This window comes from Rhizobium sp. BK181 (genome assembly GCF_014193305.1).
Lineage (GTDB): Bacteria > Pseudomonadota > Alphaproteobacteria > Rhizobiales > Rhizobiaceae > Rhizobium.
The window spans coordinates 160248-179251 of the sequence record NZ_JACHZA010000001.1; the positions used below are offsets into that span (position 1 = coordinate 160248).

19 protein-coding genes and 1 tRNA gene are annotated in these 19004 nt (G+C 58.6%); 3 read left to right on the plus strand and 17 right to left on the minus strand.

Annotated features, from left to right (window positions below; genetic code table 11):
* Window positions 1-39: 39 nt before the first annotated feature.
* The 11 genes from recO to rpoZ all read right to left on the minus strand — a co-directional run bounded on the left by recO (window position 40) and on the right by rpoZ (window position 9052).
* A complete protein-coding gene (gene recO / locus FHT77_RS00820; RefSeq protein ID WP_183751648.1) occupies window positions 40-798 on the minus strand; it encodes a DNA repair protein RecO in 759 nt (252 codons plus the stop codon).
* 68 nt (window positions 799-866) lie between these two features.
* Window positions 867-1310, minus strand: coding sequence for a response regulator (locus FHT77_RS00825; protein ID WP_405049287.1), 444 nt, complete (start codon window positions 1308-1310; stop codon window positions 867-869).
* 143 nt (window positions 1311-1453) lie between these two features.
* Window positions 1454-2206 carry a Crp/Fnr family transcriptional regulator gene (locus tag FHT77_RS00830; RefSeq protein WP_183751652.1) on the minus strand — a complete coding sequence of 251 codons (753 nt, stop codon included), beginning with the start codon at window positions 2204-2206 and terminating at the stop codon, window positions 1454-1456.
* A gap of 135 nt (window positions 2207-2341) precedes the next feature.
* Window positions 2342-3280 carry a GTPase Era gene (gene era, locus FHT77_RS00835; RefSeq protein ID WP_019279736.1) on the minus strand — a complete coding sequence of 313 codons (939 nt, stop codon included), beginning with the start codon at window positions 3278-3280 and terminating at the stop codon, window positions 2342-2344.
* A gap of 8 nt (window positions 3281-3288) precedes the next feature.
* On the minus strand, window positions 3289-4008 hold the full coding sequence (gene rnc, locus FHT77_RS00840) for a ribonuclease III (RefSeq protein WP_016553382.1): 720 nt from the start codon (window positions 4006-4008) through the stop codon (window positions 3289-3291).
* Window positions 4005-4748 carry a signal peptidase I gene (lepB, locus tag FHT77_RS00845; RefSeq protein WP_183751654.1) on the minus strand — a complete coding sequence of 248 codons (744 nt, stop codon included), beginning with the start codon at window positions 4746-4748 and terminating at the stop codon, window positions 4005-4007. Before lepB ends, rnc begins: the two co-directional genes overlap by 4 nt.
* Before the next feature lie 115 nt (window positions 4749-4863).
* Complete coding sequence (acpS, locus tag FHT77_RS00850; protein ID WP_114712157.1) at window positions 4864-5268, minus strand: holo-ACP synthase; 405 nt, start codon at window positions 5266-5268, stop codon at window positions 4864-4866.
* Window positions 5265-5849, minus strand: a complete 585-nt coding sequence (locus FHT77_RS00855; protein WP_183751656.1) for a DUF2062 domain-containing protein — start codon at window positions 5847-5849, stop codon at window positions 5265-5267. The genes acpS and FHT77_RS00855 overlap by 4 nt, the downstream gene beginning before the upstream one ends.
* Before the next feature lie 140 nt (window positions 5850-5989).
* Entirely contained in the window at window positions 5990-6139 is a 150-nt protein-coding gene (locus tag FHT77_RS00860) for a DUF3563 family protein (protein WP_065814341.1), read from the minus strand.
* 164 nt (window positions 6140-6303) lie between these two features.
* A complete protein-coding gene (locus tag FHT77_RS00865) occupies window positions 6304-8547 on the minus strand; it encodes a RelA/SpoT family protein (protein ID WP_183751658.1) in 2244 nt (747 codons plus the stop codon).
* A gap of 100 nt (window positions 8548-8647) precedes the next feature.
* Window positions 8648-9052, minus strand: a complete 405-nt coding sequence (rpoZ, locus tag FHT77_RS00870) for a DNA-directed RNA polymerase subunit omega (RefSeq protein ID WP_016553376.1) — start codon at window positions 9050-9052, stop codon at window positions 8648-8650.
* Between the two features lie 286 nt (window positions 9053-9338).
* Between rpoZ and FHT77_RS00875 the strand changes: the two genes are divergently transcribed.
* The gene (locus tag FHT77_RS00875) at window positions 9339-9923 is read left to right on the plus strand and encodes an NYN domain-containing protein (RefSeq protein ID WP_016553375.1); all 585 of its coding nucleotides are present in this window, start codon (window positions 9339-9341) and stop codon (window positions 9921-9923) included.
* Window positions 9924-9969: 46 nt separating this feature from the next.
* Here the strand turns inward: FHT77_RS00875 and smpB are convergent, their stop codons facing one another.
* Window positions 9970-10449, minus strand: coding sequence for an SsrA-binding protein SmpB (gene smpB / locus FHT77_RS00880; protein ID WP_025659866.1), 480 nt, complete (start codon window positions 10447-10449; stop codon window positions 9970-9972).
* Between the two features lie 103 nt (window positions 10450-10552).
* Window positions 10553-11437, minus strand: a complete 885-nt coding sequence (gene dapA, locus FHT77_RS00885) for a 4-hydroxy-tetrahydrodipicolinate synthase (protein WP_183751660.1) — start codon at window positions 11435-11437, stop codon at window positions 10553-10555.
* 213 nt (window positions 11438-11650) lie between these two features.
* Between dapA and FHT77_RS00890 the strand changes: the two genes are divergently transcribed.
* Window positions 11651-13717 (plus strand): lytic transglycosylase domain-containing protein, encoded by a 2067-nt coding sequence (locus FHT77_RS00890; protein WP_183751661.1) that lies wholly within the window; start codon window positions 11651-11653, stop codon window positions 13715-13717.
* 56 nt (window positions 13718-13773) lie between these two features.
* Window positions 13774-14664 (plus strand): alpha/beta fold hydrolase, encoded by an 891-nt coding sequence (locus tag FHT77_RS00895; RefSeq protein WP_183751663.1) that lies wholly within the window; start codon window positions 13774-13776, stop codon window positions 14662-14664.
* Between the two features lie 91 nt (window positions 14665-14755).
* On the opposite strand, the gene FHT77_RS00900 is transcribed toward FHT77_RS00895, so the two are convergent.
* The 4 genes from FHT77_RS00900 to FHT77_RS00915 form a co-directional block, all read right to left on the minus strand.
* Window positions 14756-15826, minus strand: coding sequence for a porin (locus FHT77_RS00900; protein ID WP_183751665.1), 1071 nt, complete (start codon window positions 15824-15826; stop codon window positions 14756-14758).
* Between the two features lie 561 nt (window positions 15827-16387).
* Window positions 16388-16477, minus strand: a tRNA-Ser gene (locus FHT77_RS00905).
* Window positions 16478-16557: 80 nt separating this feature from the next.
* On the minus strand, window positions 16558-17775 hold the full coding sequence (locus FHT77_RS00910; RefSeq protein ID WP_183751667.1) for an NAD(P)/FAD-dependent oxidoreductase: 1218 nt from the start codon (window positions 17773-17775) through the stop codon (window positions 16558-16560).
* Between the two features lie 83 nt (window positions 17776-17858).
* Window positions 17859-18974 (minus strand): Gfo/Idh/MocA family protein, encoded by a 1116-nt coding sequence (locus tag FHT77_RS00915; RefSeq protein ID WP_183751669.1) that lies wholly within the window; start codon window positions 18972-18974, stop codon window positions 17859-17861.
* Between the last annotated feature and the right edge of the window lie 30 nt (window positions 18975-19004).

Below are 19004 nucleotides of genomic sequence, written 5' to 3' on the forward strand. Positions count from 1 at the left end.
TGCGCTGCACGACATTTTTCAAACATGAAAAACCGTCGATCAGGCCGGCAAGCCGTCCTTTGCGGAGGCGGCTTTTAGCGCCTTCAGAGCCGCCTGTACGAAGCCCTCGCGTGCCGCTGCCGCCTCCACGCCACGCGGCTCATAGACATGGCGATGCAGAAAGAATGCCGTCAACCGGAACGCGGCATTGAGGCTGTCGATGTCAGCCGCACGGTTCTGCTCGCTATTGAGGAACGGGGGCAGCAGCAGCATCTTGTCAGCCCACGGTGCACCCGCAGCCCGGCTGACCGCCCTGCCCGACTTCGGCGACACGTAGGCGAGGTCGGAACGCGCGCCGGTCGCGGCACATTCGGTCAGATCGAGGCCAAAACCAAGGTCATTCAGCACAGCGAGTTCGAAGCGAACGAAGAGTTCGCCTGCGTCGGCCGGATTGTGGAGATTGTCGAGGATGACCTCGAGAGCTTCGAACAGGTGCGGATGCGGATCGCGTTCCGGCAACAAGCGTAGCAACGCGCCCATCGCCTGCACGCCATAGACGGCGGTTGCCGTTTCCATCAAGCGCGCGGCCCGCAACGTCAACGGTTCGACACGAAATTCGCCAAGGTGCTCGTCGAGACGGGCTCGCCATGTGACCTCGACCTCGTTGCCAGCCTGGAGCACAGGCTGCATGGCCCGCGACCGGCCGGAGCGGACCATTCCGAGATGGCGTCCGCGCTCGCGCGTCATCACCTCGGCAATAACGCTGTTCTCGCCGTGGCGCTTGACGCCCAAGATGATTGCTCGGTCGTGCCACTGCATCGGAAACGAACCCTGAACCCTACGATTCGATCCTACCGCAACACCGACGCCCTGTCATGAAAAGGCGCTCAGGCGTCCGCCGGGAACAATTTCTGAAGGAAGTCGCGCATCGCCGACTCGCCAAACGGCTTGACGAGCAACGGCACGTTCCGGAGGTCTTCGGGAAAGTCCTTCGTATCTGAATAGCCGCTCACAAAGCCGAAGGGAATGTTCACGCGCGACAGATGGCGCGCGAAATCGAAGCTCATGACCTCACCAAGGTTGACGTCCAGCAGTGCGAAATCGAAAGCCTCGGTCTTGGTCACCTCCATTGCCTGTTCGAGGCCGCTGACGATACTAATCGTTTCGACACCCACCTGACGAAGGATATCCTCCGCCTCCATAGCGATGATCAAACTGTCCTCAAGGACCAGAACACGGTTTGCCTTCATACCCAATACGCCCCTTGCTGAGTGTCGCCTAAGACGCTCGGCCCCTGCATTTTCCGGATTTCCACCTCTGACGCCCCATATCCGACGACTATCTACCGCTTAACTTGCATAGCCGCTTTTTCGTTTCGGGTCGATAAAAAGCAAGCAGGAAGAAAGATGGCATGGATGACCTTAGGTCCATGTCTCGCAGGATGCATTTAAAAAAGACATAGCGCCCGCATGCATTATATGAACGGCCGGACTTTTTCTCCAAGCCCTTCCCACCCAGCGGCGGCAAGCAGCCCTTCGCCATCAAGCACCTCGCAGGCACGCTCCTGCCAGCGGATCAAATTTCGATTTGATAATTTTTTCAATGTTTTATTCGTGTGAACGATCGATAAGCCGAGCGTATCCGCCACATGCTGTTGGGTAATCGGGATCGACGCATTTTTGGTGAGAAGCTTTAGTCGCCTTGCCCGCTCGAACAGGAATGCAATGAGGTAGGCTGCGCGCTCGAGGGCTGTCCGGCGGCCGATGCTCAAGAGATGTTCATCAAGCATTCGCTCTTCCTGGGCCGCGATCCAGGTAATGTCGAAGGCGAGCGACGGATGCTTGTTGTAAAGAGCCATTAGTTTGTCGCGTTCGAAGACGCACAGGGACACAGGCGATAACGCTTCCACTGAGTGCTGCATTTCACCCATGATCGTCCCCTGCAGACCGATCAGATCGCCCGGCATTATATAGTTCAGGATCTGCCGGCGCCCGTCTTCCAGCGTTTTATAGCGGAAGCCCCAGCCGGATAGAACCGTGAAGAGATGAGCGCTATGGGCGCCCTCGACAAGGATTGTCGCGCCGGCGTCAGCAGCCAGTTCGCCTCGCTTGAATTTCGAAACGAAGTCCAGCTCTTCGCCACTGAATTCCCGGAACGTCGGGTCGGCACGCAGCGGACACTGCTCGCACGGTGTTTTGAACGAGTGAGTGGCGCGCGGGGTTGCCATAGAGGCCCTTGTGCTCGAATGACGAAACGCCGCCGGCAATGGCGACGCGTTCATATAAGAACACGCAAACCCCAGGGTTGTTCCATACGCAACCGAATTTTTGCCGCAGAAACAACGCTGTAGAAGCTGTTTTCGCTACTTCGGGAAATCGAGCCCCATTTCGCGGAAGCGCTCGGGATCATCGCCCCAGTTTTCGCGAACCTTCACGAACAGGAAAAGATGGACCGGCTGCTCGAGAATTTCGGAAAGCTCTCGGCGTGATGCAGAAGAGATAGCCTTGATCGTTTCGCCGCCCTTGCCGAGCGCGATCTTCTTCTGACTGTCGCGCTCGACGTAGATGACCTGCTCGATGCGAACCGAGCCGTCCTTGCGTTCTTCCCACTTCTCCGTCTCGACATGCGACGAATAGGGAAGTTCCTGGTGCAGGCGAAGGAACAGCTTCTCGCGGGTGATCTCAGCCGCAAGCTGGCGCATGGGGAGATCGGAAATCTGGTCTTCGGGGTAATACCATGGCCCCTCCGGCAGCGTCTTTGCCAGATAATCCATGACGTCTTCGCAACCGGACCCGTTCTCGGCCGAGATCATGAAGGTTTGCGTGAAGGTGACCTTCTCGTTGGCAGCTGCTGCCAGCGCCAACAGGTCTTCGCGCTTGACCCGGTCGATCTTGTTCAGGACGAGGATCTTCGGCTGATGCACCTCCTTGAGGCCCTCAAGAATGGCTTCCGCGTCACCGCGCAAACCGCGCTCGCTGTCGATGAGCAGCATGATGAGGTCGGCATCCTTGGCGCCACCCCAGGCCGACGTGACCATCGCGCGATCGAGCCGCCGGCGCGGTTTGAAAATACCTGGCGTGTCCATGAACACGACCTGGGCATTGTCGTGGATCGCGATGCCCCGGACGATCGCACGCGTCGTCTGCACCTTGTGGCTGACGATGGAGACCTTTGCGCCGACCAAACGGTTCACCAGTGTCGACTTGCCGGCATTCGTCGGACCGATCAGGGCAACGAAGCCCGAACGTGTCGCACCCGCAGTTTCAGCGGAGCCGTCCGCCATTTCGTGTTCTTCTGTCATCTGTCCCGTCAGTTTCCGGCAGAGGATTTCTGCCAAATGCCTTCGCGCTCCAGCATTCGCGTGGCTGCGACCTGCTCCGCAGCCCGCTTTGAGCGTTCAATTCCCGTTTCGGGCTGAACACCGGCGACCTCCACAGTAACCGTGAAGCGTGGATCATGATCCGGTCCGCTGCGTTCATCAACCCGGTAGATCGGCGTGACGCCGAATTTGGCATGCGACCATTCTTGCAGTTCGGTCTTCGCGTCGCGCCGCGCACCGTCGGCGCGTGCTGCCCGCTTCTCCCAGAACTTCAGGATAAAGCGCCGCGCGACCTCAAGGCCGCCGTCGAGGTAGATCGCCGCGATGAGACTCTCGACCACGTCGGCCCGGACATTCATCATGCGCTTTCCGGTCAGCTTCTTGACGTCAGCGCCGGTGCGAATGAAGTAGTGCAGACCGAGTTCATCGGCGACCTCGGCGCAGGTATCGGCACTGACGAGCTGATTGAGACGGACCGAGAGCTCGCCCTCGGTTGCCGCGCCGAATGTGCGGAAGAGCAATTCGGCGACGCAGAGGCCAAGCACCCGGTCGCCAAGAAACTCCAGCCTCTCGTAGTTCCCGCCTTTTTGCGTGCGGGCACTCGCATGCGTCAAAGCCCGATCCAGCCGCTCCTTCTCGGCGAACTGATGACCGATCAGGGCTTCAAGCCGTGTCCGATCCGCCGCCGAGAGCGTCTGCGCCTTACTCATTCAACGCCCTTGAAGAGACGATCCCAGCGCATGTTCGTCGGCCACTTCCAGATTTCGCGGAACGATGTGTCGTTGCCGAGCGAGAAGAAGATGACGCTGGCGCGTCCGACCAGATTTTCCGCCGGCACGAAGCCGACATCGAAGCGGCTGTCGAGCGAATTGTCGCGATTGTCGCCCATCATGAAGTAGTGACCTTCCGGAACGATGAACTCGCGCGTGTTGTCGCCACGGGAAACCGGAGACTGGTCGAGCGTGTCGTAGGTAACGCCATTGTCCAGGGTCTCGCGGAAGACGGGCACATCCTGGCCCGGATCTTGAGCATAGTCGGAATTGAAAGTGCCGTCCGGCACCTTCGGAACTGCCGTGCCGTTCACGTAGAGAACACCTTCCCGGACCTGAATATGATCACCGGGAAGGCCGACCAGCCGCTTGATGTAATCGACTTCGGGATTCGGCGGGAAGCGGAAGACAACGATGTCGCCGCGTTTCGGTTCACTCGCGAAGATGCGACCGCTGAACAGGTTCGGGGAAAAAGGCAGCGAGTACTTCGAATAGCCGTAGGCGAACTTGTTGACGAAAATGTAATCGCCGACAAGCAGGGTCGGCATCATGGAGCCGGACGGAATGGTGAACGGCTGAAAAAACACCGTTCGGATAACCATCGCCAAAATCAGCGCCTGTGCGATGACCTTGATGTTTTCCCAGAGGGCGTTCGGCTTGGTTTCGACTTTTTCGGACACGCAGTCTTATTCCTTCAACGCGCCAATAACGACGCAACTCTTGTTTGCTTCTCTCTAGCGGCTTCGGCCGATTGCGGCAATGGCGCCAACATTAAAAGCGACTCTACGTCGCTGATCAGACGCTATCCGGCAGTGCTTCGATAATGACGAAAGCCTGCGCCAAGGGATAATCATCCGTTATCGTCAAATGAATGGCAGCCCTGTGGCCCGCCGGCAGCATCGATTGCAGCATCTCTGCCGCGCCGCCCGTGAGCTTCATCGTCGGCTTGCCGCTTGGCAGGTTCACAACACCAAGATCCCTCCAGAACACGCCTTGCGCCATGCCTGTTCCAAGGGCCTTGGAGCATGCCTCCTTGGCGGCAAAACGCTTGGCATAGGAGGCCGCCCGATTGGCACGCCGATCGGACTTCGCCCGCTCGATCTCGGTAAAACAGCGATTGGTGAAGCGCTCGCCGAAGCGCTCGAGGGACTTCTCGACGCGCCTGATATCGATGAGATCACTGCCGATGCCGATGATCATACGGTTTCCTGCACTGGATGTGACAAACGAATGCGGGCACGCGTCATCAGCCGTTCGCGGCGGCGCGTCTGGAAGCCCTTCACGGCGTAGAAGGTTCCGAAATACACGATGACAGAGGTCAAAAGTGCAGGCGGAATGGAGCCGACAAGCATCGGCTCGAGAACGGGTCGCCAGAGTTCGCTGAAATGCAGTTCGTGGAACAGCGCGCCGAGGTCGATCGATTGCCCCGGCATTGCGTCGTGACGCGCAAGCAGCAGGTGACCTATCTCCCAGGTCGCTCCCCAGATGAATGGGTAGGTCAGCGGATTGCCGAAAGCGGCGCAACCGAGCGCCGCAGCGACCATATTGCCGGAGAAGAAGTAACTGAGCACGAAGGCCATGACGAAGTGGACGCCAATAAAGGGCGTCCAGGACACGAAGATTCCTGCGGCGACACCCATCGCGACGGCGTGCGGCGACGCCGTCAAGCGGAGAACACGCATCGTGAGGTAGCGGAGCGGCCGCAAGAATCCCTTACGGGGCCACAGCAACTCACGGACCTTTTCACGAAATCCGGCAGGTTTTCTACGTCTGAACAACATGGCGCGTATGTAGTGCACGCCGCACCGGCGTGACAAGAGCGCCAGACCATCTCAGTCAATATTTGATCATCGCAGACTGAGCATTCACCAGGGGCGCGATATGCGATACGCCCCTCCGTTCTTCAAGTATAGGCTCGGTATTACCGGATGCGGAACAGGCCGCGATCAACCTGACGCTGACGATATTCAAGATCGATACGGTCGAAAGAGCCGTTCAGGTAAGCCATTTCACGTTCTTCAGCAGTCGGCGCACGCAGTGCACGGGCGATCTTCTTGATCGGTGTAAACATTTCTTTGCCTCATCTTCTGTTCAATTTTCCGATGACTGGAAGATAGGCGCACGGGGCCGTGATTACCAACGCTCTAACATAGGCGCAGCCATGCGCATATCGCATACCTAGCCCTATATCCGTGCGATTTCCGTCACGAAACGATCACAAAATGTGCAACAGCCTTATTCGTAAAGCCGACGAACGGTTGCGACGCACTCCAGATCCTTCAGCTGGGCGAGCAGCTGGTTAAGCTGCCGTAGATCCCATACCTCGACGTCGAGCGTCATTTCGGTGAAGTCGGTTGCGACACGGACGGTGTTGAACACCCGGATATTGACGTCGACACCGGCAACGGTCTGCGCGAGTTTCGCCAAAGTACCCGGCTCGTTCAGAGCATTGACCATGATGCGCGCCATGAACCGCGACTTGTTGGCCTCGTCGAGATCCCAGCGCACGTCGATCCAACGGTCCGGCTGATCGTCAAAACGCTGCAGCGTCGGAGACTGGATCGGGTAGATCGTGATCGCGTTCCCCTTCTCCGTGACGTTCATGATCCCGACGATACGGTCACCGGGGACAGCGCCGGTCGGAGCGAACTGCACCTCGACATTGCTGGAGATGCCGCGGATCGGCATCGCATCCATATCGATGTCCGCTTTGACATCCGCGCCGTCGATGGCCGACTTGGGCTTGCCGGGAATCTTGAAGATCATGCCTGAGGCGCTGCGAACATTGAACCATCCGTCGTCGCCGCTCGGCTTGGCCGTCACACGCTCCTCCAGATGATCAGGATAGACCGCACGCAGCACGTCCAGTGACGACATCTCGCCACGACCGACTGCCGCGATGGCATCTTCTACGTCTTTCTGCCCCAGGCGATGGAGCGCGGGCTTCATCGCTTCGCGCGAAAAGATCTTTCCGGCTCGGTCAAACGTCCGCTCCAGAATGCGATGGCCAAGACCGGCATACTGTTTGCGGATAGCCAATCGCGTGGCGCGACGGATCGCCGCCCTCGCCTTGCCCGTTACGACGATCTCTTCCCAGGCTGCCGGCGGCACCTGGACGCCGGAACGAATGATCTCGACCTCGTCGCCGTTCGCCAAACGGGTCACGAGCGGCATGATGCGGCCATTGATCTTAGCGCCGACGGTCGTGTCGCCGATATTGGTGTGAACCGCATAGGCGAAGTCGATCGGCGTCGCGCCACGCGGAAGCGCGATCAGCTTGCCCTTTGGGGTGAAGCAGAAGACCTGATCCTGGAACAACTCAAGCTTGGTATGCTCAAGAAACTCTTCAGGGCTATCCCCTTCTGCGAGTGCCTCGATCGTATGGCGCAGCCAGGAATAGGCATTGGATTCACGCGAAAGGATATCGTTGTCCGAGGTCGAGGCGGCGTCCTTGTAGAGCGTGTGGGCAGCAATACCGAACTCTGCAATCTCATGCATGCGCCTGGTGCGGATCTGCAGCTCGATGCGCTGGCTGGACGGGCCAACGATCGTCGTGTGCAGCGACCGGTAGTCATTCTGCTTCGGTGTCGAGATGTAGTCCTTGAAGCGGCCGGGCACCACGCGCCAGCGGGTGTGAACGATACCCAGCCCCCGATAGCAGGCAGGAATATCGTCAACGATGATGCGGAAACCGTAGACATCCGAAAGCTGCTCGAAGGACAGCGACTTCGACTGCATTTTGCGAAACACGGAGTACGGCTTCTTCTGACGCCCCTTGACGATCGCGCCGGTCATCCCGTTGGCAACGAGCAGATCGCCCAGTTCGGTCTCGATCTTCTTGACCAGACCTTCGTTGCGCTTCGAGAGTTCCTCGAGCCGCCCGGTGACAGTCTCGTAGGCTTCCGGGTTGATATGGCGGAACGAGAGGTCTTCCAGCTCCTCGCGCATGTCCTGCATACCCATGCGTCCGGCCAGCGGCGCATAGATATCCATTGTCTCCTCGGAAATGCGCGCGCGCTTTTCCGGCGACATGTGATCCAGCGTGCGCATATTGTGCAGGCGATCGGCGAGCTTGACGAGCAGCACACGCACATCGTCGGAAATGGCCAGCAGCAGCTTGCGCAGGTTTTCAGCCTGCTTGGCCTTCTTGGTGACGAGATCGAGCTTCTTGATCTTCGTCAGCCCTTCGACCAGGCGCCCAATGTCCTCCCCGAAGAGCTCATCGATCTCGGCGCGGGTTGCCGTCGTATCCTCAATGGTGTCGTGAAGCAGCGCAACCGCGATGGTCGACTCGTCAAGGTGCATGTCTGTCAGGATGGCGGCAACTTCCAGCGGATGCGAAATATAGGGATCGCCGCTCGCACGCTTCTGTTGCCCATGCTTTTGCATTGCATAGACGTAGGCCTTGTTCAGCAGTGCTTCGTTGGCATCGGGCTTGTATTTCTGAACCCGCTCCACGAGCTCGTACTGCCGCATCATCCCGAAACCGCTCCATTAAAAAACAAAAGCGCGCCAATCACGGATTGGCGCACATGATATGCAATAATATGCCGAAGCTATAATGGTGCAAGGTTGACGATTAGTAATCGTCGCTCTTTTCCGGCGGCACCAGGCCTTCGATACCAGCCAGAAGCTCTTCTTCCGACATCTGGTCGAAGGTAATCGTTTCCGGCAGGTCTTCCTGCTCTTCGCTGTCTGCCGCGGCAACGCCACCAGCTGCGATGAGGCTCGCCGGATCGGGCTCTGGCTCGTCGATTTCGACGTGCTTCTGCAGCGAATGGATCAGATCTTCCTTCAGATCATCCGGGGACAGCGTCTCGTCAGCAATTTCGCGAAGCGCCACAACCGGGTTCTTGTCGTTGTCACGATCGATCGTGATCGAAGCGCCCTGGGAAATCAGCCGGGCACGGTGGCTGGCAAGCAGAACCAACTCGAAACGGTTCTCAACTTTATCGATGCAATCTTCAACGGTGACACGGGCCATTGCCTGTCCTTTGCGGTCGTGATCTCGGGATTAACACGCCCGATACAATTAAAACCGGGCAAATTCAAGTTTTCATTGCGCAAAGCCCCAACTCACAACGCCAACGAATTTTGGATGCAAAGCGGGTTTCCACCAAAAGTTGCTTGGAATATCGCGAATCGTGCCCTAAATCTTTCTTATATGAATAGTTCATAAAGTAAGAATTGTTCCAAGCGATCGCATAACCCATTGTTTTTTTGGGTTTCTGACGAAAGCATTAAGATTGCTCACATTGGATTGGTACGCGATGTTTGATCCACGCGAAAAAATTGCTCTTTTTATCGATGGCGCCAATCTCTACGCTGCGTCCAAAAGTCTGGGTTTCGATATCGACTACCGCAAGCTGTTGAAGGCATTTCAGAAACGCGGCTATCTCCTGCGCGCCTACTACTATACGGCTCTGATCGAAGATCAGGAATACTCCTCCATTCGCCCGCTGATCGATTGGCTCGACTACAACGGCTATAAGGTCGTCACCAAGCCGGCCAAGGAGTTCACGGATTCGATGGGACGCCGAAAGATCAAGGGCAACATGGATATCGAGCTGGCGATCGATGCCATGGAGCAATCGGAAACCGTCGATCATCTCGTCATCTTCTCCGGCGACGGCGACTTCACGACGCTTGTCGAGGCACTTCAGCGCAAGGGCCGCAAGGTCTCGGTCATCTCGACGATGGCAACGCAACCGCCGATGATTGCCGATGACCTGCGCAGGCAGGCCGATCACTTCATCGATCTTCTGTCGTTGAAGAACGAAATCGGACGCGATCCTTCGGAGCGGCCCCCGCGGCCTACGACCGAACCTGCGGCACCAACCGACCTGGACGCCTAAATTCGAGCGTTCAGCGTCGTCTTCAAGGCAGATGCTCGGATTCCGATTAGCCGTTGTCCTTGAGAAGACGGCTCTTCTGCCTGTTCCAATCGCGCTCTTTCTCGGACTCGCGCTTGTCGTGGAGCTTCTTGCCCTTGGCGAGCGCCAATTCCATTTTCGCGCGGCCGCGGTCGTTGAAATAGATCTTCAACGGAATCAAGGTCATGCCCTCGCGGTTGATGCCGGCGCGCAGCCGGTTGATCTCGCGGCCGGAGAGCAGCAGTTTGCGGCGCCGACGCGGCTCGTGATTGAAGCGGTTTGCCTGCAGATATTCAGGTAGGTAAGAATTGATCAGCCAGATCTCGCCATCTTCGTCGGAAGCATAGGATTCGGCGATATTGGCCTTCCCCTCGCGCAACGACTTGACCTCGGTGCCCTTGAGCACGAGGCCGGCTTCGTAAGTGTCGATGATCTCGTAGTTGAAGCGCGCCTTGCGGTTTTCCGCCACGATCTTCTTGACCACGCGCTCGCTGCCTTTGGGCGCCATAACACATTCCAAAATGCTCGAGGGCGCGACGACCGCGCCCTTCTCTCTTGCCTTTATGTAGGGGAACATCGGCTGCCTGTGAAGGCAGGCCGAGCAGCTTGCCTCAGTTCAGCAAGCCGGCATGGCGCATGGCGGCATCGATCGCTGCTTCGGTGGCGGGTTCCAGCGTCGAAATCAGCGGCGAACGCACGTTGCGGCTCATTCTTCCCAACTTTGCGAGGCCATATTTCGCCCCGCAAAGACCGGGTTCCAGGAAAATCGCCTTGTGCAAAGGCATCAGACGATCCTGGTATTCCAACGCCTTTTCATAGTTGCCGGCAAGCGTCGCGGCCTGAAACTCGGCGCAAAGGCGCGGCGCGACGTTGGCCGTCACCGAGATGCAACCGACGCCACCGTGGGCATTGAAGCCAAGCGCCGTCGCATCCTCACCCGACAATTGTCTGAATTCCTTGCCGCAGCTAAGGCGCTGCTCGGACACGCGCTCGATCTTGCCGGTGGCGTCCTTGACCCCGACGATATTGGAGTGTGCCTTGGCAAGAGCGCCCATCGTTTCCGGGGTCATATCAATCACGGAACGGCCGGGGATATTGTAGATATAGATCGGCAGCTTCACCGCCTCGGCGATTGCCGAAAAATGTGCGATCAGACCCTTCTGCGTCGGCTTGTTGTAGTAAGGCGTAACCACGAGGATCGCATCCGCGCCCGCCTTCTCGGCATGCTGGGCAAGTTCAATTGCTTCGCGTGTATTGTTCGAACCAGCGCCGGCCATCACAGGCACGCGCTTGGCCGCAGCCTCGATGCAAAGTTCCACCACCCGCTTGTGCTCGGCATGCGACAACGTCGGAGATTCGCCGGTCGTGCCGACCGGAACGAGACCGCTGCTGCCTTCTTTGATCTGCCAGTCGACGTGGCTCGCGAACGAGGCCTCATCCACCTGGCCAGCATCAGTGAAGGGAGTGACGAGAGCGGGAATGGATCCCTGGAACATGCAGAACTCCTCATGGCCGACTTCACGCTTCGGCCGCATTCCTTGAATATTGGTGGGGCACCATAGTGCGGTGAAATCGTCGCGACAAGCGCGCAGGGATCGGTTTAGGGCAAATTCCGATAGCAAATGTGAACGAAGTTTACTGGCTTCAGTAAGCTTTCGTTAAGATGGCTCCCGCCAAATGGTTGGGCGTGTTTTCATTGCGAGAGTCCCATGAAGAGAGCAGTCCTGATCCTGTCCGCCCTCGGCTTTACCGCCGCCGCGTGGAGCAGCCTGGCGTCTTCGCTTCCGAATGAGGCCGTGCCCGTTCCCGATGTAAAGCCGATAGGTTTCGTTCCGCAGACGTCGGTACCGGAATCAATCATCACCGGCTCGATTCCGCGCAGCCAGGCACCGATCAACAGCGACCTGAAATCCGGGCTGGACGCGCTTTCGGATAACAATCCCGCGCAGGCGATTTCCATTCGTGACCGCATGGGAAGCGGGACGCTTGACCGGCACATTCTGACTTGGGCAATCGCGGTCTCGGGCCAGAAGGGTATTCCCTCCTCGGAAATTGCCGCCGCCGCCCAGGAGTTGCAGGGATGGCCGGGGCTTGCGAAGCTACGGGCCTATTCCGAGCGTGCAATCTACGACGAAAACCCTGCCCCTGGCTCCGTTTTGGCTGCCTTCGGGCAGACTGCGCCCGAGACGACGTCCGGCGCGATGATCCTGTCTCGGGCACTCGTCGCCACCGGCAAGCAGAGCCAGGCAGCAAAGTACATCCGGAAGGTCTGGCGCGGCGAGACACTCGACAAGCCGACTGAAGACAAGATTCTCGCAGAATTCGCCAGCCTGCTGACACCAACCGATCATAAGGCGCGAATGGACTACTTGATGTATCGCAATCGCGCGGCGCAGGCCAAGCGCTTTGGTGATATGGGGCAGGCTCAATCGCTCTACAAAGCCTGGGCGGCTGTCATGAACAAGGCGCCCAACGCCGGTGCACTTCTCACCGCTGTCGACGGCCAGTGGAAAGGCGACGCCGGCTACCTTTTCGCACGCATCGAATACCTGCGAAAACAGGACAAATATGCGGAAGCCGCCAAGCTATTGCAAAAGGCCCCCCGCAATCGGGACGAACTGGTCAATGCCGGCGAGTGGTGGAACGAACAACGGATTGTGAGCCGCGGCCTGGTCGATCAAGGGGAATTCAAGACCGCTTACGGGATTGTTGCCAACTACACTGCAACAACACCGACCGACGTCGTTGAGGCGGAGTTCCATGCGGGCTGGTACGCTCTGCGGGGCCTACAGGACGCGGCGGCAGCACAGGCGCATTTCCGCAAGATCCTCGATTTTTCCAATGGACCGATTTCGGTGTCTCGCGCCTGGTATTGGATGGGACGGTCCGCCGAGGCCGGTGGACCTGGAAAGGCATCCGAATTCTATGCCAAGGCCGCCAGCTATCCGACGACCTTTTATGGGCAACTGGCCAGCGACAAGCTCGGCCGCAAGACACTGAATGTCACCTACCCATCACCCACCCAGGCCGACCGGCAACGCTATCTTGCACGTGAAGCGGTGCAGGCAATCGCCCGCTTTGACGCGGCCGGCCATGGGTGGCGGGCGAAGAGCCTTTATCTCGCGCTCGCCGAGCAACTGCAGAGCCCCGGTGAACTTTCGGTTTTGAGTGCGCAGGCGGAACGTTCTGGCGACCACCATCTGTCGCTGCAGGTCGGCAAGATCGCCTATTCGCGCGGCGTCGATGTCGCAGCGCTGGCCTTCCCTCTCGGCGTCATTCCGACGAATGCCAACATTTCCGGTTCCGGCAAGGCACTCGCGTACGCGATTGCCCGGCAGGAGAGCGCCTTCGATCCGGCCGCTGTTTCGGCAGCGGACGCTCGCGGGCTTTTGCAGATACTGCCGGGAACGGCGAAGGCCGTCGCCAAGCGCCACAGCATTGCCTATTCCAAGGACCGACTGACGGCCGACGCCGGCTACAACGCGACTCTCGGGGCGCACTATCTCGGCGAGCAGATCGACGCCTTTGGCGGTTCCTATATCATGACGTTCATAGCCTATAACGCCGGTCCCAAGCGTGTGCCCGAATGGATCGGCCGCTACGGCGACCCACGCGGCCAATCGATCGACACCATTGTCGATTGGATCGAGCGGATCCCCTTCCCCGAAACCCGCAACTATGTGCAGCGGGTGATTGAGAATTACGAAGTTTACAAGGCGCGGCTGGGTCAACCGAGCGACATCGTCCGCGACCTGACCTACGGCCGTTCCTCCTGATTGGCGGATATCGTCGGCCTCGCTAAGCTGAGCCTGAGACAGCAGGAGTAGCGAGCGTGGAACCAGCAGCAAACGATGGCTTTCGAGCGATAACCTACAAGAGTGATGACGGGCTGACGCTGTACGCCCGAGATTATGGTGCCCCAGAGATAGCGGACCGGCTGCCGGTGATCTGCCTGCCCGGACTGACAAGGAATTCGCGTGACTTTCACAGCCTAGCGCTGTTGCTGTCGACAGACTCGGCGACTCCGAGACGCGTCATCACGATCGACTACCGGGGGCGAGGCCACTCCGAATGGGACGCCAACAAGGCAAACTACAATCTCGGCGTTGAAGCGCGCGATGTCATCTCGGCTTGCCAACATCTAAAGATCGAGCGTGGCATCTTCATCGGCACCTCGCGCGGCGGGCTGCTTCTCCATCTGCTGGCGCAAATGAGGCTCGACCTGATCGCCGCCGTGATTCTCAATGATATCGGACCGAAGATAGAAGCCAACGGCCTCAAGCGCATCCGAGATTATCTCAATGCTGCCGCAGCGCCGCACTCCTGGCCTGAGGCGCTTGCCTCCCTCAAGGCTTGTCAAGGCCGGTACTTTCCTGCCCTTCAGGAAGAAGACTGGCGCGAGATGGCTTCGGCAATCTACCGGGACACCGACGGGAAGCCGGTGGCGGACTTCGATCCAGCCATCGCAGCACAGCTGCTGGCGATCGACTTCGCTCAGCCACTGCCGGATCTCTGGCCGTATTTCGATGAACTGGCCAAGGTGCCGATACTCGTCGTCAAAGGAGAACACTCGGATCTCATCGCTGACAGAACGGTCGATGAGATGAAAGCCCGGTGTTCGTCTCTTTCGACGCTGAGGGCACCAGGCCAAGGCCACGCGCCATTGCTGCATCTCGAATCAGTGTTCCCGCGGACATGGCTTTTCATCTCGGATGTGCCTTAGTTCTGAGCGAGTTCACCTGATCGGTATCCATAAACACGAAAAAGCCCGGCTCGAAAGCCGGGCTCTCCTGATTGACCGAAGTCAGACCAGATTAGAATGCACGCTGCAGGCGGAAGTAGCCGGTCGTGACGTCGTCGATGTTGTCGCCGTCGAGGTACTGAACCGAAGCCTTAGCGTAGAAGTTGTCGGTGATCTGGTAATCAACCGTCAGACCAACCTTCCAAGCGTCGTCGTTGCCGAAGTCAGCATCGCTGCCATTAGGTCCAAAACCAGCCAAGTTGACGACATTGGTGCCGTAGTTGCCGTACCACTGAGCACCGGGGGTGATCTTCAGCTTGTCGGTAGCCTGGATTGCATACTCAGCAGCAATTGCCCACTCAGCAGCGTTGTAGTATGCGCCCGGATCGCTGGCGTAAACGGCAGCGAGGCCGAGAGTGCCGGGACCGATGGCAACAGTGCCCATAGCGCGGACAGCAGCAGCTTCGTTGTCGAAGTCATAACCAGCGGTAACCTGGTAGGTGAAAGCACCAGCCTTGCCACCGATGCCGACAGCGACACCTTCGTTGTTCGGAACTTCGCCGTTGTAGTACGGGCTGTCTTCCAGCTCGTCAACGGAGATACCAGCGTAGAAGTCGCCAGACTCATACTGATAACGGAGCGAGTTATGCAGCGTTACAGGGCTGCCGATGTCGTCCGTTTCGCCCGAAAGACCATCGTCCCACCAGCTGTAGAACAGACCAGCGCGGAAGCCAGCGATGTCGATGTAAGCCGAGTCGAGGATCGCATTCTGGTCCGAGGCGTTGTCGCCATTGTGCTGCAGAACGATCACACCGGTGAGCGGGCCGTACTCGGTGTCGCTCTTGGCCGTGAATTGAACCTGACCGCGGGTGAACGCATCCCAGTCAGACGTACCGCCCTGATTGCCGCTTGCGCCGCCGTTGACCTGGTCCGGACCAACGTCAACCTGGAAACGGATGTAACCTTCGATCTTCAGGCAGGTTTCCGTGCCCGGGATGTAGAAGTAGCCAGTGCCGTAAGCGTCGCAGACGCGAACGTATTCAACCGGTTCCGGCTCAGCAGCAACGATAGCGTCAGCAGCCTGAGCACCGGAAACTACTGCGAGAGCAGCAGCGGAGCCGAGAAGAAGGCTCTTGATGTTCATATTGACCTCCAATTCAAAGTTTCGATCGGGTCTGGGTTTTTCGCCGTTAGAGCAGCGTTCCCTGCCCCATCCCCATGTTTCAAGAAGTCGGACGATCAACCGCCCTCGCTTCCGAGGTTGAAAATACAAGACCGGGACTGTCACGCAATCACCAACTTGCCCGTTTGGGGTGTTTGCGACAGCCTTCCCTATGCGCTGTTGCGGAAAGGTCACAAATGCGGCATCCGCCCCTGCCGTTTCTTTATACTTTATTAAGAAACCCCTGATTCTGCGGGAGTTTGGCTACAATGAGCCGCGGTGCCGGGCTGTGGATTGTGCCACATTGGAACCAGTTTCTCGCCGGATTCGCGTCTTTTGTTGAAGAAGGAGAAGGCCAAGCATCGACGCCCGCCTCGGGCCATGGGCGCAATTGACGAAGAATCAGTTTCCCTGACGAAGGATGATTCTCGGTTCGATTCTGTTGACGCGAGATTCGGCGGGCTAAGCGCGCAGGTGGCAGCGGTCACTACGACAGCGCGCTGCGGGTGATGATGGTCGAAACAGATGGTAGGAAAGTTGTGATGGCGGAGAAGATGGGATTCGAACCCACGATACCCTCTCGGGTATACTCCCTTAGCAGGGGAGCGCCTTCGACCACTCGGCCACCTCTCCGGTGGGAGCCTGATAGAGTCATTCGACAGGTGACGCAAGCGCTTTTTCGGCTTTTTCACCTGATGCCGGGGCCGTCGGCCTCAGCTCAGCAGTTGCTTAAGATCGGTAGACGCGTCGGCGATGATCGTCCTGTCGGGATTGATGCCGGATTCCAGCATCTTCTTGCCGCTGACATAGGCCTTGGCATCATTGATCGCATCGACGGCAATGAATGAGCCGTTCTTGAAATACCAGATCGAGTGCGCGCCCTCGCGGGCGCCCGGGCGCAGGACCGTATCGTCGTATCCCATATTGAAGCCGGCGATCTGCAACTTGACGTCATACTGGTCCGACCAGAACCAGGGCTTGGGGTCGTATGCTTCGTTACCGCCCGCGATGATGGCGGCGACCGCCTCTGCCTGATCAACTGCGTTCTGCACCGATTCGAGACGAATCCGCCCACCCTGCCACGGGAGAACCGCACAATCGCCGGCGGCAAAAATCGACGGATCGGATGTGCGGGCAAATTCGTCCACTATGATTCCATTGGCGACCTCGAGCCCCGCCTCTTTGGCGAGCTGGTCGTTTGGAACGACACCGATGCCGACGATGACGAAATCCACGTCGATCGTGGATCCGTCGGAGAGCTCCGCCGCGACGACCCTGCCCTCGTGACCTACAAGGTGCTTGAGCCCGGTCTTTTCCCGGATGACAACGTCATGCGTCTCGTGAATCACACGCATGATATCGGCGGTCTCCTTGGCAGCGACGCGCTGCAGGATTCGGTCGGCCATCTCGATCACGGTGACCTCAAGGCCGCGATGGCGAGCGACGGCAGCCGCTTCAAGGCCGATATACCCCCCGCCAATGATGAGCACGCGACGCCCCGGGCGCATCTCCTCGGCCAACAGATCGGCATCGCGCTTATCGCGGGCCACGTAGACGCCTTCGAGATCTCCGCCGATCGCAGCCGGCAGCGCTCGCGGCGTGGATCCGGTCGTCAGTGCCAGTGTACCGTAGTCGAGCACCGAACCGTCCTGCAGGAGTACCTGTTTCTTGTCGCGCACAATCTGCTCTGCCCAGGTGGAAAGCCGGATTTCGACATTATTGTCAGGGTACCAATGCTCCGGCCGGAACAGCAGACGATCGAACGTCATCTCGCCGAGCAGATATTTCTTCGTAAGCGGCGGACGCTGGTAGGGCAGCGCATCTTCGGCACCGATGATGGTGATTGGGCGCGTATCCTTGAGCGCACGCAGTTTCGCGGCCAATGCAAAGCCGGCCTGCCCCGCGCCGATGATCACCAGTCTGTCCGTCACGTTCTCACTCCCAGCCCGCAGCCACGCGTTCCAGCAAAGGCCTACCCCCTGCCCCCAGCGCCGTCAACCGGAAGGGATCGACCTCAATCGATCTCGATCCAGCGGCGCTCGTGGAATGACTGTGCCATGGCGTGAACAGACTTCTCTATCCTAAGACCGTCTTCGAATGTCACGATCGACGACGGCTCGCCGGAAATTGCACGGATCAGTTCGCGGCATTCGATGATCTTCAGATCGTTGAAGCCAAGACCATGACCAGGCGCCGGAATGAAGCGGTCGTATGGACGATGCGCCGGGCCGGCCAGTATCTTGCGGAAGCCCTGTTCTGAGCCGCGGCCCGCCACCTGATAGAGCTCGAACTCGTTCATGCGTTCCTGATCATAGGCGATCGAACCCTTCGAGCCAAAGATCTGCAGCGCGATTCGACCCTTGCGCCCCCAGGCGGCGCGATTCGCCATCAGGACAGCGGAAATTCCACCGCCAAGTCGCATCAGAACGTTGGCGGCGTCGTGATTCTCGACGTTGCGACGTCCACCTTCCTTCACCGGACGATCGGCATAGGGCTTCACCATATCGGTAATGACAGCCTCAACGTGACCGAACAGATACCAGAGCAGCGACAGCGGATGCACGGCGAAATCATCCAGAGCGCCATACCCGGCGGAAAGCTCACTCTTCCAATAGAAGAACGCGTCGGGATCGGCCATGAAGTCCTCGTCCATTTCGACGCGGATGTGGTTGACCGCGCCGATCGCACCTTCCTCGATCAACGTCTTGATGTGGCGCATGACCGGATTCTGGATGTAGTTGTAGCCGAGAACTGCGACCTTGCCCGCAGCCTTTGCTGTCTTCAGCATACGCTCGGCATCGGCATATGCCGGCGCCATCGGCTTCTCGCACCAGACATGCTTGCCCGCTTCGAGCGCAGCAATTGCCATCTCCGCGTGGAACTGGTTCGGCGTGGTGACCGACACGACGTCGACCTCAGGATCAGCGATCAGCTTGCGCCAATCGGCGGTTGCCTTTTCGAAGCCGAATTCGGAGGCGCGCTTGGCCGCAAGGTCTGCATTGGCCTCGGCCAAATGAATCAGGCGTGGACGCTCGACGTCCCCGAATACCGTCTTCACTGCGTTCCATGCCAATGCGTGGCATTTGCCCATATAGCCGGTGCCGATCAGGCCAATTCCGAGTGGCTTCATCTTGTCTCCTCCGCGTTCCTCGCCGATTTT

Coding starts and splice junctions, on each gene's coding strand:
- rpoZ (WP_016553376.1), bottom strand. CDS start 9,052: ATGGCCCGTGTCACCGTTGAAGATTGCATCGATAAAGTTGAGAACCGT.
- FHT77_RS00900 (WP_183751665.1), bottom strand. CDS start 15,826: ATGAACATCAAGAGCCTTCTTCTCGGCTCCGCTGCTGCTCTCGCAGTA.
- FHT77_RS00875 (WP_016553375.1), top strand. CDS start 9,339: ATGTTTGATCCACGCGAAAAAATTGCTCTTTTTATCGATGGCGCCAAT.
- FHT77_RS00915 (WP_183751669.1), bottom strand. CDS start 18,974: ATGAAGCCACTCGGAATTGGCCTGATCGGCACCGGCTATATGGGCAAA.
- dapA (WP_183751660.1), bottom strand. CDS start 11,437: ATGTTCCAGGGATCCATTCCCGCTCTCGTCACTCCCTTCACTGATGCT.
- acpS (WP_114712157.1), bottom strand. CDS start 5,268: ATGATCATCGGCATCGGCAGTGATCTCATCGATATCAGGCGCGTCGAG.
- rnc (WP_016553382.1), bottom strand. CDS start 4,008: ATGAGTAAGGCGCAGACGCTCTCGGCGGCGGATCGGACACGGCTTGAA.
- smpB (WP_025659866.1), bottom strand. CDS start 10,449: ATGGCGCCCAAAGGCAGCGAGCGCGTGGTCAAGAAGATCGTGGCGGAA.
- FHT77_RS00860 (WP_065814341.1), bottom strand. CDS start 6,139: ATGTTTACACCGATCAAGAAGATCGCCCGTGCACTGCGTGCGCCGACT.
- recO (WP_183751648.1), bottom strand. CDS start 798: ATGCAGTGGCACGACCGAGCAATCATCTTGGGCGTCAAGCGCCACGGC.
- FHT77_RS00890 (WP_183751661.1), top strand. CDS start 11,651: ATGAAGAGAGCAGTCCTGATCCTGTCCGCCCTCGGCTTTACCGCCGCC.
- FHT77_RS00865 (WP_183751658.1), bottom strand. CDS start 8,547: ATGATGCGGCAGTACGAGCTCGTGGAGCGGGTTCAGAAATACAAGCCC.
- FHT77_RS00855 (WP_183751656.1), bottom strand. CDS start 5,849: ATGTTGTTCAGACGTAGAAAACCTGCCGGATTTCGTGAAAAGGTCCGT.
- era (WP_019279736.1), bottom strand. CDS start 3,280: ATGACAGAAGAACACGAAATGGCGGACGGCTCCGCTGAAACTGCGGGT.
- FHT77_RS00830 (WP_183751652.1), bottom strand. CDS start 2,206: ATGGCAACCCCGCGCGCCACTCACTCGTTCAAAACACCGTGCGAGCAG.